The organism is Actinoplanes sp. NPDC049802 (genome assembly GCF_040656595.1).
Taxonomy (GTDB): domain Bacteria; phylum Actinomycetota; class Actinomycetes; order Mycobacteriales; family Micromonosporaceae; genus Actinoplanes.
Map to the genome: position 1 here is coordinate 46896 of NZ_JBFAMR010000022.1, position 12906 is coordinate 59801.

Here is a 12906-nt window from a genome sequence, read left to right on the forward strand (position 1 = left end):
CGCTCATGCTGCTCCGATCGCGATGGCGGGCACACACGCGGAGATCGCGGTGCCACCGCCCGGTTCCGACTCCACCTCGAGGGTTCCGGCGATGCGGGCGAGGCGTTCCCGCATGGCGTGCAGGCCGAATCCGCCGTCCTCGGTGACCTCGCGCGGCACCTCCGGGTCGAAGCCGGCGCCGTCGTCGCGGACGTCGAGGGTGATCACGTCCCCCATGTAGGACAGGGTGAGGCCGACCCGGCCGGCGGCGGCATGCCTGGCCACGTTGGCCAGGGCCTCCTGGGCGGTACGCAACAGGGTCGTCTCGATCTCGGGAAGCATCGGCCGGGCCGTCCCGGTGACCTTCAGGTCGGCGCGGACGCCGTGGACGCCGGCCCACGCCCGCACCACCTCGTCGAGCGCCTCGGGCAGCCGGGCGGCGTCCAGGTGCTGCGGGCGCAGCGCCTGGACGGAGCGGCGGGCCTCGGTGAGGCTGTCCCGGGCCAGACGTTTCGCCGCGGTGAGGTGCCGGTCGCGTTCGGTGGGATGCGACTCGGCCGCCTCCAGTTGGGTGACGATGCCGGTCAGCCCTTGGGCGAGCACGTCGTGGATCTCGCCGGCCATCCGCTGCCGTTCGTTGAGGACACCGGCCTCGTGCGCCTGGACCAGCAGCTGGGCGTGCAGCCCGGCGTTCTCCTTGAGGGCGGCGGCGAGTTTCGCGTTGGCCTCGGCGAGTCTGTCGATGCGGTTCTCCCGGCGCTGCGAGTTCTGCTCGTCCCGCACGCCCACGTACGTCATGATCCCGGCGATCAGCGCGTTGGCGAGCAGGACCGCCAGGTAGATGGCCGGCCCGTCGTCGTCCGCGTAGGTTTCCGGGCCGCCGACCTGGGAGAGCGCGTTGACGGCGGCGACCGGGAGCACCCCGGCCAGCTGCCACAGGCCGGGGATCGCGTAGCCGACGAGGATGTAGCCGGTCCAGGTGTAGATGCCGAAGAGCGGACTGCACATGACCAGCAGCACGCCGATGGCCAGCCAGCCGGCGAGGAAGACCAGCATGAGTGGCCGGCGGCCCGCCCAGGCCGGGTGCAGGTCGACCCACCACGCCGTCCAGAGGGCCGCCGCCGCGGTGACGGCCAGGATGGTGGGGAGGTCCTGCCGGGGAAGCTCCTCGACGTTGCTGGACAGCAGGACCACGAGCAGCGCGCTGAGCAGCGTCCCGTAGGTCAGGACGGGCCGCCAGTTGTCCCAGTCGAAACCCGGCTCCCTCGGCTCCGTCATCGTCACTCCCAGCGGAAGAACTTGATCGCGGCGGCGCCGCACACCACCAGGTATCCCAGAAGCACGGTAATCGAGAGCATCGACGGTGACCGTCCCAGCAGGGCGTCGCTCATCAGGTCCTGGCCCGCCGCCAGCGGCGTGAAGTCGCCGATCTGCCGCACCCACTCGGGCATCAGCTCGCGCGGCCCCCACAGCCCGGCCAGGAACATCATCGGGAAGAACAGGACGGTGCCGATGGCGTTGGCCGCCTTGCCGGACGGCGCCAGGGCGGACAGCAGCAGGCCGAGAGCGAACGCGCCGGAGGAGCTGAGCAGCACCGCCAGCACGAAGGTGGCCGGGCTCTCCGGGAACGGCACGCCGAAACCGAGCATGGCGGTCGTGTAGACCAGCAGCGTCGTCACCAGCACGGTGATCAGGTTCATCATGAGCTGGGCGCCGAGCAGCAGGCCGGGGCGTACCGGGGTGGTGGCGAGCCGTCGCAGAATGCCGCGTTCCCGGTAGCCGGCCAGGACGCCCGGCATACCCTGCAGACCGATGATGGCGATGGACAGGCTGAGCGCGAGCCCGGCGTACAGGTCGATCACCCGCAGCCCGCCGAGCTCCGGCGGCGCCTCCCGCATCGAGTCGACGTTGCCCAGGATGGCCAGCAGCATGACCGGGAGGAGCAGGGTGAAGAAGGCGTAGAGCGGGTCGCGGAGAGTCAGCTTGAACTCGGACACGGTCAGTTTGGTGAAGACGGACATGTGGATCACTCCCCGCCGGTCAGGTGGACGAAGGCGTCGTCGAGGGTGGCCTGTTCGAGGATCAGCTCGGCGGCGACGATGCCGTCGCGGGCGAGCACTGAGATGACGGCGTGCAGCAGGTTGCCGGAGCCGATGATCTCGATCCGCTGTCCCTGGCGGCGCATCTCGCGCACCTCGGGCAGGCCGGTGAGCAACTCGTCGGCGAACGGCTGGGACGGGCGGAACCGGATCCGCTGCTCGTCGCCGGCCCGGCCGATCAGACCGCTCGGGGTGTCCAGGGCCACCACGGCGCCCTTGTCGATCACCACGACCCGGTCGCAGAGGCGCTCGGCCTCCTCCATGAAGTGGGTGACCAGCAGCAGCGTGACCCCACGGTCGCGGATTCCCGAGATCAGGTCCCAGGTGTCGCGGCGGGCCTGCGGGTCCAGGCCGGTGGTCAGCTCGTCCAGGATGGCGATCTCCGGGTTGCCGAGCAGGGCCAGAGCGATGGACAGGCGCTGCTTCTGGCCGCCGGAGAGCTTGCCGAACCGGGTCTTGAGCTTGGCCGTCAGCCCCAGGTCGGCGGCCAGGTCACGCCAGTCGGCCGGGTTCGGGTAGAAGGTGCTGTACAGCTCCAGCGCCTCCCGGACGGTGATCTTGTCCTGGAGTTCGCTCTCCTGCAACTGCACCCCGATCCGGGCACGCAGCTCCGGATCGCCGGCCGGGCGCCCGAGCACGGTGATCCGGCCCGAGCCGGGAGTGCGCAGGCCGGAGATGCATTCGACGGTGGTGGTCTTTCCGGCGCCGTTCGGTCCCAGGATCCCGAAGATCTCGCCGGGTTCGACACTGAACGACACGTCCCGTACGGCGACGGTCTCGCCGTACCTCTTCGCCAGGTTCTCGACCTCGATGACTGCCATGCGTAGAGCGTCGCGTGACAGCCGCCGGGCTCGAATCGAACAGCGGGCGGCCGTTGCCGTCCACCGATCGGTTGATGCCGGACTACACCGTGGCGTTGCTGCGGCGCAGGCTGGAGTAGACGGAGCCGATCTGGGCGGCCACCCGCTTCCACGAGTACGCCTGGCGGGCGCGGTCCAGGGCGGCGGTCGCGTACGTGAACCGGCGCACCTTGTCGTTGATCAGCCGGCGCAGCGCCCCGCCCAGCGCCCGCGGATCACGGTCCGGGACCAGGTCGCCGGTCAGCCCGTCGACCACCGTCTCGGTCAGGGTGCCGACCGCGGCGCCCACGACGGGCAGTCCGCACGCCATCGCCTCCAGCGCCGACCGTTCGTCCCCGGGGGCCGCCACCAGCACGTCCGCCGACCGGTACCAGCTCGGCAGCTCCCGCTGCGACACCGCGCCGATCAGCCGGAACCGGTCGGCGACCTTGAACTGCTCGGCCATCGACCGCAGCACGCCGGCGGCCGGATCGGTGGAGAGCCGCTCGGGCGGCGGGCCACCGACGACCACCACCTCGGCGCCGGGCACGTACCGCATCGCCTGGATGACGTCGCCGAAGCCCTTGCGCTCGACCAGCTTGCCGACCGACAGGATGCGGGGGCGCTCCGGGTCCCGTGGGGCGGACGGGCCCTCCGGGGTGAACCGCTCACTGTCCACACCGGCCGGGATCACGGTCAGGCGGGCCCGGGGCACGCCGATGCGCACCAGTTCGCGTACCTCGTCCTGGGTTTGTGCGACCACCCGGTCCACCGCCCGGCCGAGCGCCCGCTCGTAGCCGGACCGGGACGGGCCGTGCGTGGTGTCGTCGAGTTCGCCGAGCTCGTGGAACGACTGCACGACCGGGACGCCGATCTGTTTGGCGGCGGTGACGGCGGCCAGGCCGCTGGTCCAGAAGTGGGCGTGCGCCACGTCCGGCGACCAGCCCTGGCGCCAGTGGTCGCCGAGCACCCGTGCGAACTCGCCCATGTGTGGCAGCAGCAGATCGGAGGGGATCGGCCGAACCGGGCCGGCCACCACGTGAACCACGTGCACGCCGGCCGGGGTGACGACCACCTCGGCGACGTCCGGGTCCTCGCGACGGGTGTAGACACGGACGTCATGGCCCAGCTCGGCCAGCGCGGCCGCCAGATCATCAGCCCGGCCGGCCTGTTCGGAGATCATCGCAATGCGCACGGGGTCTCCTCCAGATGCTGGGATCGGGGTACGCGGAGCCAATGCCCTAGAGCCTGAACGGTAAACATGGCCTACCTGTTACAGGCCGCCCGAGCAGGGTAATCCGGATTTCGTGGCTACCGTGACACGAACCGTTCAGGCCCCACCCGACCGGGTCTTCGCCGTCCTCGCCGACGGCTGGAGCTACAGCGACTGGGTGGTCGGGACCGTACACATCCGCGACGTGGAGCCGGCCTGGCCGGCGCCGGGCACGAGGCTCCATCACAAGGCCGGTCCGTGGCCGCTGTCGCTGCACGACTCGTCGACGGTGCTCGCCTGCACGCCCGGCAAGGAGCTGAAGCTGAACGCCGGGCTGTGGCCGTTCGGCGCGGCGGAGGTCGACATCCGGCTCTCCCCGGTCGACGGCGACGCCACCCGGGTGGTGATCGAGGAGGACTTCACCGAGGGTCCGCTGCGCTGGGTCCGCAACAAGATCAACGACCTGTTGCTGCACCGGCGCAACGTGGAGACGCTGCGCCGGCTCGCCGACATCGCCGAACGGCAGACCGAACATCAGTCGTAGACCAGCCGGCCCGGCCGAACATCAGTCGTAGATCACCCGGTGGGCGCCGTCGATCGCGGCACGGTACAGCCCGCCGGTCAGCCGGCGGTCGCGGGCCAGGGCGGCGCGGGCCGCGTTCGCCCCCGGGGCCCCGTGCACGCCGCCGCCCGGGTGCGCCGACGCGCTGCCCAGAAACAGCCGGTCCACCGGGGTGTCCGGGCGGCCCAGCCCCGGGATCGGCCGCAGGAACAACTGCTGGAAGGCGGCCGCCGTGCCGCCGCCCAGCGCGCCGCCGACCAGCGACGGATTCTCCCGCTCCAGGTCGGCCGGGCCGAACACGTTGCGCCCCACCACCTCGCGCCGGAAACCGGGCGCGTGCTCCTCGACCACCGACTCGATCCGCTCCACGTGCCCGGCGATCTCGTCGGCCGTCCAGGAGGCGCGGTGCGGCAGATGGGTATACGCCCACACCGACTCGGTGCCCTCCGGTGACCGGGCCGGATCGGCGGTCGTGGTCTGCCCCAGCAACAGGAACGGGTGCTTCGGCAGTTGGTCGGAGGCGAGGCGGGCGGCGTACCGGGTCATGCCGTTCAGATCCGCGCCCAGGTGCACGGTGCCGGAGCCGGCGGCCGCCGGATTCTTCCACGGCATCTTCGAGCGGACCGCCCAGTCGACCTTCACGGTGGCGCCGTCCCAGCGGAAGTGCGCCAGGTCCTCGGTCATCCGCGGCGGCAGCCACCGCTCGCCGACCAGGTCCAGGAACAGCGCCGGGGCGGGCACGTCGGCGATCACCGCGCGGCGGGCCCGCCAGTCCCGGCCGTCCGCGGTGCGCACCCCCATGGCACGGCCGCGAGCCACCAGGACCCGGGTGACCGGGGCCTGGTAGACGATCTCCCCGTCCAGCCTCCGGATCAGCGCCGAGGTGATCTCCTGGGCGCCGCCGACCGGGACCGGCCAGCCCACCTGCTGACCCAGCATCGCCAGCAGCCAGCCGTAGACGCCGCCGCCCGCCTCCTCCGGGGACAGGTCGGTGTGCAGGGCGCAGCCGGCCAGCGCCAGCGCCGCGCCCTCCCCCTCGAACAGCTCGGACGCCAGCTCCCGCACCGACAGGATCAGACGGCGGGCCAGCCGCAGCGAGCCGCCCACCCGCAACTGCCGGGCCAGGCCGAGGCCGTGCCGTACCGGCGGGAACGGGCTGAACAGCGCGTCCAGCATCCGGTCCGAGACACCCCGCCACTCCCGGTACGCCGTACGCCACCGCTCCCCGTCGCCGGGCGCGAACGCCTCCATCGACGCCATCGTCCGCTCCAGGTCCCGGCTCACCGTAGCGGCCCGGCCGTCCGGCAGCAGGTGGGTGAACACGTCCGGCGCGTGCGTCCAGCGCAGGTCCAGGTCCAGCGCCTTCATCACCGGCGACGCGTACCCCAGTGGATAGAACGAGCTGAACAGGTCGGACAGGTAGCCGGGGGCGGTCACGTGCCCGGAGCGGACCGCGCCGCCCGGATGCGGGGTCGCCTCCAGAACCCGGACCGACCAGCCCGCGTCGGCGAGCAGATTGGCGGCGACCAGTCCGTTGTGCCCGGCCCCGATGACGATGGCGTCCACGGTCTCCACGAGCCGACGCTACCCGCCCGCGCCGGCCGCAAACCGGGCCCGGTGGCCGCGGCCGCGATCCGGAAACCCCGCTGGCTCCGCGTTTAGCCCCGGACACCCCGGGCACCCCATGAATCATGGAACGGGGAAACACGAAGCACGGCGCCCTCCTCGACGAGCGGATGGCCCAGGAGACCCGGGGCAACGTCCAGGGGACGGCCGGAGGGCGCGCAGAGGAATGGAAGACACCTGAACCGGCCGGTGAGGACCAGCCCGAGGTGACGTTCGCGCCCGCCGGCTACGGCCGTGGCGTCCCCGACGGGGTCGGCAGCACCCAGGGCGAGGCGTTCAGCCGCTTCGGCACCTACATCGGCCTGTCCGCCTTCCCCGGGGACCGGGCCGCGCTGGAACGGTCGGCGCGCACGCTCGAGGCCCCGGACGACGTGATGCGGAGGCTGGCGACCCTGCCCGACGGGCAGATCTTCGAGAACGCCGCACAGGCTTGGGAAGCAAGTGAAGGGAGAACCGCGTGAGCACGGTGACCGAGTTCGTCGACGTCAACGTCCCGGTGCGTACCGCCTACAACCAGTGGACTCAGTTCGAGGAGTTCCCCCGGTTCATGGAGGGGGTCACCGAGATCCGTCAGCTCGACGACACCCACACCCACTGGAAGACCGAGATTGCCGGGATCAAGCGGGAGTTCGACGCCGAGATCACCGAGCAACTGCCCGACGAGCGTGTCGCCTGGCACGCCACCGACGGTGAGAAGCAGGCCGGTGTGGTCACCTTCCACCGGATCGACGACACCCACACCCGGGTCACCGTCCAGATGGACTTCGACCCGCAGGGCATCGTCGAGACCGCCGGTGACAAGCTCGGCATGATCGACCGCAAGATCAAAGGTGATATGCACCGCTTCAAGGAGTTCATCGAGAGCCGCGGCGGCATCGAGACCGGCGCGTGGCGCGGCCAGGTCGATCGGCCCGGCATGTGATCTCTCATCGCTCGGAACGGCCGCCTCCGGGCGGCCGTTTCGCCGTTTCCGGGCGGCTGTTTTATCCGGGCGGCCCGGGGTACCCGTGTGACTTAACGCCATCCCCACGGATGAATCCGGGGGTTTCCACGGAGGCTTTTCGATGACCGATTCCCGCGAAGAAGACGGCGTGTGGCGCGACGAGGAGCGGCTCCCGCTCGACCAGCTCAACCAGGCGATGGCCACCTGGGACACCGACGGCCAGAACGACCCCGGCGACAACGACACCGGCCAGGAGCCGGCCTCACCCGATCAGCGCCCGAGCACGACAGGCCGGACCGGACCGCATTGAACCCCATTTCCGGTACGACAGAGCCGCGATCGACTGCCCACTCACGCGGGCGCCGCGCCCACCGGGCCGCATCAGTGGTCACCCGTCCTCGAAGCGCCCCGCCCCGGTGCGTTTCGGGGACGCCGCTCCGGGGCCGGGATCTCGTCGCGGCGCAGCACCAGGGCCCCCAAACCGCCCTCGGCCCGGACGACGTAGCGGTCGCGGGACAGGCGGAAGCCCGGCTCCCGGAGGACGGTTCCGGCCGGGGTGCCGTTGTTGGCGGTCCACGGCGTCTTCACCGACCCGGCGCCCGCGTCGAACCGGACCCGGAACGGCGCACCGCCGCCGGCTGACAGGACCGCCGTGCCGGCCCCTCCGGCGAGGATCACCGGGACCGTTCCGTCCGGCTCCGGCAGCCACACCTCGGTCAGCCCGGCGGAGCCCAGATAGACCCGGTCGAGCCGGCCGTCCCGCAGGTTGAGGTGCTGTTCGCCGGCGCCCGCGGGGAGTCGGATGTCCCATCGGACGTCACGGTTCAGCACGATCCGGACCTCGTCCAGGCCGTCCCGGCCGGTCCTCTCCAGCTTGACCGTCACCCGGCCGCCGCGGCGCGTGACGACGGGGGCGACACCGGAGTCCGGGGCGGTGCTGATCCGGTAGAGGAGACCCGGGAGGTCGCCGAAGCGGACCCGTACCCGGCTTGCCGCGTCACCCAGAGTGAGCAACGCTGCCGTGCGCCGGTGCAGCGCGCCGGCCACCACCCGGACCTTTCCGAGCGGTGGCACCGCCCGCGGCGCCGGCACGGGCCGGGGGCCGGGCACCTCGCGGACGGCCACCGAACTCCCGGCTACCAGCGCGGCCAGGCCGGCGACCACGATGATTGAGTGACGGCGACGCAAGACGGAGGGCACCATCGGACAACGCATAATCGGCCGAACGGGTGACGGCGATGCGCCCATTTCGAGCCAGACTGTCCGAGTGCGATCTGCCGGTTTCCTCTCCGAACGTCAACGTCGCTTCGCCTGGCTGGGTTTTCTCCTCGCCGCGTTCCAAGCGCCGCTCGCAGCGAAGCTGATCGATGACGCTTCCTGGTTCTTCGCCGTCGTGGTGGCCGGCCTGGTGGCCACCGTGATCATCGCCGACGACGCTCAGCGCCGCCAGCCCGAGACCGCCAGTTACCCGGAGTAGTCAGGGCGGGCTTCGTGCCCCGGCCGGCCACGGGTCCGCCGGCGCTCTTTGAGCTCGGCCTCGTGGAGGTGCCGCCGGCCGTCGGCGTAACGCTCCCGGGCATCCCGTTCCACCTCGCGGAACTCGGCGTAGTACCCGTCGTCGAACTCCTCGACGATCTGGAACGTCCAGTGCCCCGGGATGACGTTGCGGCCGATCAGCTCCCGCTGGATCCGCTCCGCCGTCTCGGTGTGCCCCGCCTGCATGAACAGCGAGACGGCCTCGTCGAGGGCGAAATCGGCGGTGCCGGTCAGCTGATGCGCCGAGTAGAGGTGGCCGCGGACCCGCTCGACCGTCTCCAGCGCCTCACTCAGCTTTCCCAGCGCCTCCACGGTCAGGTCGTCGAGACCGTCCGGCCGCCGGTGCCGCTCGTCCGGGCCGTCGCCGCGCCGGCCGCTCCCGTCACCGGACCGTTCGAGCCGCTCCTCCGGCATGTCTTCGGCCCACGTCGCCGCCGGTTCCGCCGGCACGCCGTCCGGCCGGCACCCGCCGCCGTCGCGCGCCGCGTGACCGCTGACCGTCTCCGTCGCCACCGTTTCCACCCCTTCCTCCCACCCGGCCGTCTCGCGGGCAGCGCCCACCGGGGAGACTTCGCCCGTGCCGCTTCTACGACGATCCTGGCAAGTTCCCCCAGGATCCAAGTTCAACCCGCCTGCAACGCACAGCGACCCAGTAGTCACCCTGCGCTACCTAACGTCTCTTCTCATGAATGGCCTGTTCAGCAACGCCGCCGCCCGCGCTGCCCACCGCTCCGCCCACGCTTCGCTCGCCGAACTCACCGCAGCAGTCGGGCTCACCGGCTTCGCCGCCGCCCAGGAGAACCCCGGCCTGATGTCGGTGATCGACCAGCACGCCGCCGGTGTCCGGGACAGCCTCGACGCGGACCAGCGCCCGCTCACCGCGATCCTGCTCGCCGCCTACGCCGAGGGTGTGCGCGACGCCGCCTTCCAGCACGGCTGGGCCGCCCCCGAAGGCGCCATCGACTGGACCGGGGACGACTGGGTCCTGCGCCGTCTCCTAGCGGTCTGCATGCTGGCGCGTGCCCTGCCCGCTCCGCGCTGAGCCGAGGACTCCGGGCGACCGGCTCCCCTCCATCGAACGGCCGGATGAATCGGCCGGCTGACACCCCGGCTTCGAGGGCCGGCACCGGAGACCCGGTGCCGGCCCCTCGTCATGCCCCGGCCGGGCGTCAGGCCGAACCCGGCTGCCCCGGGCCGGCAGGGCGCCCACGGGCGGAGGGCTCGCCGTCGCCCGTCGAGGGTGTGACGCCCTCCACGGTCCGGTCCGGATCGTCGGCACCGCCCGGACTCGCCGAACCATCACCAGCGGCCGGGACGGGCGTGCCCGACGCGGGCGGGAGCGGTACCACCTGGGTCCGCTCCTCGCCTGATTCCTCGACGATGGTCAGACCCGCCTCCGTACCCGGGCTTCTGATCACCGTCGTGTCATCGGCGGACGGGCCGGCGGTGACCAGCGCGGTGGTCTCCGGCTCGTCGGCGGCGGGGGTGGCCGGAGCCCGGTTCGGGCGGATCCCCGGGGTGAGGATCGTGGTCTCCGCGGTGCCACTGGAGACGAACACCGTGTCCTTTTCCCCCGTGGCACGGAAGGCGGTCGTCGGCTCGTCGCCGTCCGAAGCGTGCAGATCGGTGGTGCGCTCGTCGCCCACACCACCGGGCTGCGGGGCGACGATCACCTGCGTCTCGTCGCTGTCCGGCTCCCGGGACCGGCGTTCCTCCTCGGCCCACCGGGCCTCCCAGGCCAGTTCCTCGGCCTCGTCCGGGAACGCGCCGTCGCCGCCGGGACGGCCGGAATCCGCTCCCGCCGCCCACGCCCGCCCGTCGCCTCCGCCCGCGGTGCCGGGGGTCCACGCCGGGGTCCGGCCGTCGAGGCGCCCCTCGGCCGGTTGCGCCGGCACTGCGACGCCCCCGCCCCGCCCACCGGCCGGTCCGGGTGCCCCGGCCGATTCCGATGTCACGGCAGGAGCTCGATCGGGTACGCGCGACGGCCCGGCCGGCGACGTCGCACCGGGGAACGACAGGACGTCCGGGTCCGCCGGGGTCGAGACCGTGGCCGCGGAAGACGGCTCCGCCGGAGCGGAGACCGTAGCCTCAGGAGACGAGACGCCCGCGCCCGCCGCGGGCGGGGATGCCGCCGTGCGGGGTTCCTCGGCCGCCCGGCGGGCTCGCTCCTCGGCATAGGCCCGGGCCTGGTCCCGGATGGTCGCCGACTCGGCCGCCGCCCGGTCGAGCCATCCTTCCCACCGCTGCTGCATGGGCCGGATCAGCCCGCCGCCGACACCCACGATGATCACTCCGGCGACGGTGGCGAGGATCGTCACGAGCAGTGGCCGGGTGACGGAGGTGGCGATGCCGACCTGATCCAGTCCGGCGATCACGCCGAGCGTGACGATCACCGCGGCGACCGATTTGGCCAGCACCCTCGCATATCCCAGCCCACCGAGGACGGCCAGAATCAGGTCGTGGGCGGCCCCCGCGATGGCCGCGGCGACCACGACGATGACGATCCCGACGAACACGCGCGGCAACCACGCGATCAAAGCGTTGATCAGCTCGCTCGCCGGGTTGGGCCCGAACACGCCGAACGCCAGTTGCAGCGCGAACAGCAACACCAGGAAGAACGCCAGGCGGGCGCAGACGTCGGTGGCGCTGGGCGCACCCGGCCGGAGGAGCCGCCCGGCCGGCCCGCGTTGGACGGCGCGGTCGAAGCCGACCCGCCGCAGGGTCCTGGTGGTGATCGTCCGCGCGAGCCGGGCCAGCAGGTAGCCGGCGATCAGGATCACGAGGAACACCAGGATCGACGGAAGGTACAGCACCACCGACCGCCACATGTCGCTCACGCCACGACTCAGCCCGTCACCGGTCATCCGTCCTCCTGCCAACGCCGTCGCGCCGCGAGTGGGCCTCAACGAACCATAACCATGCGCTTCACCATTGGCACATGACCGGCCACGGAGGGTTAGGTGGTGCGTTCGTTCGCAGGTGGCGAATGCGCTGTGATCGATCTTGTCCAGCTGGTCGTGAGCGCGGCCTCAGAACGCTCGAGACAGCACCCACGACCAGCTGAGCAAGACCGGACCGGCTCGGGTCAGGAGCAGGGCTGTCCGTCGAGGGCGCAGCCGGTGGGGAGCTCAGCGGGCGCGGACGCCAGCGTGAAACTGAACGAGACGGAGCCGGAGGCGGGAACCTTGGCGCCGGACGGGCGGAAGGTGACACTGCTGCCGGATTGGCTGGCGGTGACGTCGCCGCTGGTCACGGTCACTTCTTCGGCGCCGGGGACGGTGAGGGCGACGGTCCAGTCGGCGGCCGCCGCGGTGCCGGTGTTGCTGACCCGGACGGATCCGCGGTAGCCGGCCTCGTCGTCCAGCTGGTAGCCGTAGGAGGCGCTGAGGATCGCGGCGCCGGGGGTGCTCGTCACCTCGCGGGCGGCGGTGCGGGACGTCTTGCCGGTGGGCAGGACCAGCCGTGGGTTCGCGGTGCCGCTCGCCGTCCTCGACGGGGAGGGCGCAGGGCGTGTGGAGGCGGACGCCGTGACGCCGGCGGCCGCGCTCGGGGCGACCGGCGGTTCGGTTTCGGCGTGCGGCGGCTCGACGGTGGTCGTGGTGGCGGCGGCGCCCGCGGTGATCGGGGTGGCGGGCTCCTCGTCGCCCCACATCAGGGTGGCGCCGGCGGCGAGCGCCGCGACTCCGGCGGCGGCCACGATCGTGACGCGCGCGCGGCGGGTGCGCAGCGGGCCGCTCTCGGCGGCGGGCCCGGCGCGGCGGGAGCGCAGCGGGCGGCTCCGGGTGGTGGGCGCGGCGCGGCGGGGCTCTTCGGGCTCCTGGGGGTACGCCGGGGACGGTTCCGCCCGGACCGCGGCCATGGTCATCGTCTCCGCCGACTCGGACCAGGCCGCGAGGGCGTCGTACCGCTGGGCCATGGGATCGGAGTGGTGCTCCTCCATCTGCTGCTGGTCGGCGGTGTAGCGCATCACACCGCGGGGAGGTTCGATCACGCCGCGACTATAGGTGAGCGACTGTTTCGTTGACCAAGATCGGATCGCTGACGACCTGGTCACATTCGGTGACGCCGAGCGTGGGACATCCTCGGGGACGCCCCGCGTACGATACCGG

General features: G+C 72.2%; 15 protein-coding genes. 6 read left to right on the forward strand and 9 right to left on the reverse strand.

Going from position 1 to position 12906, the window contains the following annotated elements:
* Nucleotides 1–3: 3 nt before the first annotated feature.
* The 4 genes from AB0I88_RS17455 to AB0I88_RS17470 all read right to left on the reverse strand — a co-directional run bounded on the left by AB0I88_RS17455 (nucleotide 4) and on the right by AB0I88_RS17470 (nucleotide 4100).
* Nucleotides 4–1257: a sensor histidine kinase gene (locus AB0I88_RS17455; protein ID WP_361024760.1), complete on the reverse strand. Its 1254-nt coding sequence runs from the start codon at nucleotides 1255–1257 to the stop codon at nucleotides 4–6.
* A 2-nt stretch (nucleotides 1258–1259) separates the two neighbouring features.
* Nucleotides 1260–2000: an ABC transporter permease gene (locus AB0I88_RS17460; RefSeq protein ID WP_361024763.1), complete on the reverse strand. Its 741-nt coding sequence runs from the start codon at nucleotides 1998–2000 to the stop codon at nucleotides 1260–1262.
* Between the two features lie 5 nt (nucleotides 2001–2005).
* A complete protein-coding gene (locus AB0I88_RS17465) occupies nucleotides 2006–2899 on the reverse strand; it encodes an ABC transporter ATP-binding protein (RefSeq protein ID WP_361024766.1) in 894 nt (297 codons plus the stop codon).
* A gap of 82 nt (nucleotides 2900–2981) precedes the next feature.
* Complete coding sequence (locus AB0I88_RS17470) at nucleotides 2982–4100, reverse strand: glycosyltransferase (RefSeq protein WP_361024947.1); 1119 nt, start codon at nucleotides 4098–4100, stop codon at nucleotides 2982–2984.
* A 133-nt stretch (nucleotides 4101–4233) separates the two neighbouring features.
* Here AB0I88_RS17470 and AB0I88_RS17475 point away from each other — a divergent pair, with 133 nt between their 5' ends.
* The gene (locus tag AB0I88_RS17475) at nucleotides 4234–4674 is read left to right on the forward strand and encodes an SRPBCC family protein (RefSeq protein WP_361024769.1); all 441 of its coding nucleotides are present in this window, start codon (nucleotides 4234–4236) and stop codon (nucleotides 4672–4674) included.
* A gap of 21 nt (nucleotides 4675–4695) precedes the next feature.
* Here the strand turns inward: AB0I88_RS17475 and AB0I88_RS17480 are convergent, their stop codons facing one another.
* Nucleotides 4696–6267, reverse strand: a complete 1572-nt coding sequence (locus AB0I88_RS17480; RefSeq protein WP_361024771.1) for an NAD(P)/FAD-dependent oxidoreductase — start codon at nucleotides 6265–6267, stop codon at nucleotides 4696–4698.
* A gap of 116 nt (nucleotides 6268–6383) precedes the next feature.
* Between AB0I88_RS17480 and AB0I88_RS17485 the strand changes: the two genes are divergently transcribed.
* The 3 genes from AB0I88_RS17485 (at nucleotide 6384) to AB0I88_RS17495 (ending at nucleotide 7571) form a co-directional block, all read left to right on the forward strand.
* On the forward strand, nucleotides 6384–6779 hold the full coding sequence (locus AB0I88_RS17485) for a hypothetical protein (protein ID WP_361024774.1): 396 nt from the start codon (nucleotides 6384–6386) through the stop codon (nucleotides 6777–6779).
* Nucleotides 6776–7240: an SRPBCC family protein gene (locus tag AB0I88_RS17490; RefSeq protein WP_361024777.1), complete on the forward strand. Its 465-nt coding sequence runs from the start codon at nucleotides 6776–6778 to the stop codon at nucleotides 7238–7240. Before AB0I88_RS17485 ends, AB0I88_RS17490 begins: the two co-directional genes overlap by 4 nt.
* A 142-nt stretch (nucleotides 7241–7382) precedes the next feature.
* Nucleotides 7383–7571, forward strand: a complete 189-nt coding sequence (locus AB0I88_RS17495) for a hypothetical protein (protein ID WP_361024780.1) — start codon at nucleotides 7383–7385, stop codon at nucleotides 7569–7571.
* A gap of 71 nt (nucleotides 7572–7642) precedes the next feature.
* Here the strand turns inward: AB0I88_RS17495 and AB0I88_RS17500 are convergent, their stop codons facing one another.
* Entirely contained in the window at nucleotides 7643–8449 is an 807-nt protein-coding gene (locus AB0I88_RS17500; RefSeq protein ID WP_361024783.1) for a hypothetical protein, read from the reverse strand.
* A gap of 79 nt (nucleotides 8450–8528) precedes the next feature.
* Between AB0I88_RS17500 and AB0I88_RS17505 the strand changes: the two genes are divergently transcribed.
* A complete protein-coding gene (locus AB0I88_RS17505) occupies nucleotides 8529–8738 on the forward strand; it encodes a hypothetical protein (RefSeq protein ID WP_361024786.1) in 210 nt (69 codons plus the stop codon).
* On the opposite strand, the gene AB0I88_RS17510 is transcribed toward AB0I88_RS17505, so the two are convergent.
* Nucleotides 8726–9211, reverse strand: coding sequence for a hypothetical protein (locus AB0I88_RS17510; protein ID WP_361024950.1), 486 nt, complete (start codon nucleotides 9209–9211; stop codon nucleotides 8726–8728). The genes AB0I88_RS17505 and AB0I88_RS17510 overlap by 13 nt on opposite strands.
* Nucleotides 9212–9482: 271 nt before the next feature.
* Between AB0I88_RS17510 and AB0I88_RS17515 the strand changes: the two genes are divergently transcribed.
* Nucleotides 9483–9839 (forward strand): DUF6401 family natural product biosynthesis protein, encoded by a 357-nt coding sequence (locus tag AB0I88_RS17515; protein WP_361024789.1) that lies wholly within the window; start codon nucleotides 9483–9485, stop codon nucleotides 9837–9839.
* Between the two features lie 127 nt (nucleotides 9840–9966).
* Here the strand turns inward: AB0I88_RS17515 and AB0I88_RS17520 are convergent, their stop codons facing one another.
* Both AB0I88_RS17520 and AB0I88_RS17525 read right to left on the reverse strand, forming a co-directional pair.
* Nucleotides 9967–11661, reverse strand: coding sequence for a hypothetical protein (locus AB0I88_RS17520; protein ID WP_361024792.1), 1695 nt, complete (start codon nucleotides 11659–11661; stop codon nucleotides 9967–9969).
* 221 nt (nucleotides 11662–11882) lie between these two features.
* Nucleotides 11883–12788, reverse strand: a complete 906-nt coding sequence (locus AB0I88_RS17525; protein ID WP_361024795.1) for a cellulose binding domain-containing protein — start codon at nucleotides 12786–12788, stop codon at nucleotides 11883–11885.
* Between the last annotated feature and the right edge of the window lie 118 nt (nucleotides 12789–12906).

Bases quoted from the DNA above. Each gene is read 5' to 3' on its own strand.
- AB0I88_RS17455 (WP_361024760.1), bottom strand. From the start codon at position 1,257: ATGACGGAGCCGAGGGAGCCGGGTTTCGACTGGGACAACTGGCGGCCC.
- AB0I88_RS17460 (WP_361024763.1), bottom strand. From the start codon at position 2,000: ATGTCCGTCTTCACCAAACTGACCGTGTCCGAGTTCAAGCTGACTCTC.
- AB0I88_RS17465 (WP_361024766.1), bottom strand. From the start codon at position 2,899: ATGGCAGTCATCGAGGTCGAGAACCTGGCGAAGAGGTACGGCGAGACC.
- AB0I88_RS17470 (WP_361024947.1), bottom strand. From the start codon at position 4,100: ATGATCTCCGAACAGGCCGGCCGGGCTGATGATCTGGCGGCCGCGCTG.
- AB0I88_RS17485 (WP_361024774.1), top strand. From the start codon at position 6,384: ATGGAACGGGGAAACACGAAGCACGGCGCCCTCCTCGACGAGCGGATG.
- AB0I88_RS17495 (WP_361024780.1), top strand. From the start codon at position 7,383: ATGACCGATTCCCGCGAAGAAGACGGCGTGTGGCGCGACGAGGAGCGG.
- AB0I88_RS17510 (WP_361024950.1), bottom strand. From the start codon at position 9,211: ATGCCGGAGGAGCGGCTCGAACGGTCCGGTGACGGGAGCGGCCGGCGC.
- AB0I88_RS17515 (WP_361024789.1), top strand. From the start codon at position 9,483: ATGAATGGCCTGTTCAGCAACGCCGCCGCCCGCGCTGCCCACCGCTCC.
- AB0I88_RS17520 (WP_361024792.1), bottom strand. From the start codon at position 11,661: ATGACCGGTGACGGGCTGAGTCGTGGCGTGAGCGACATGTGGCGGTCG.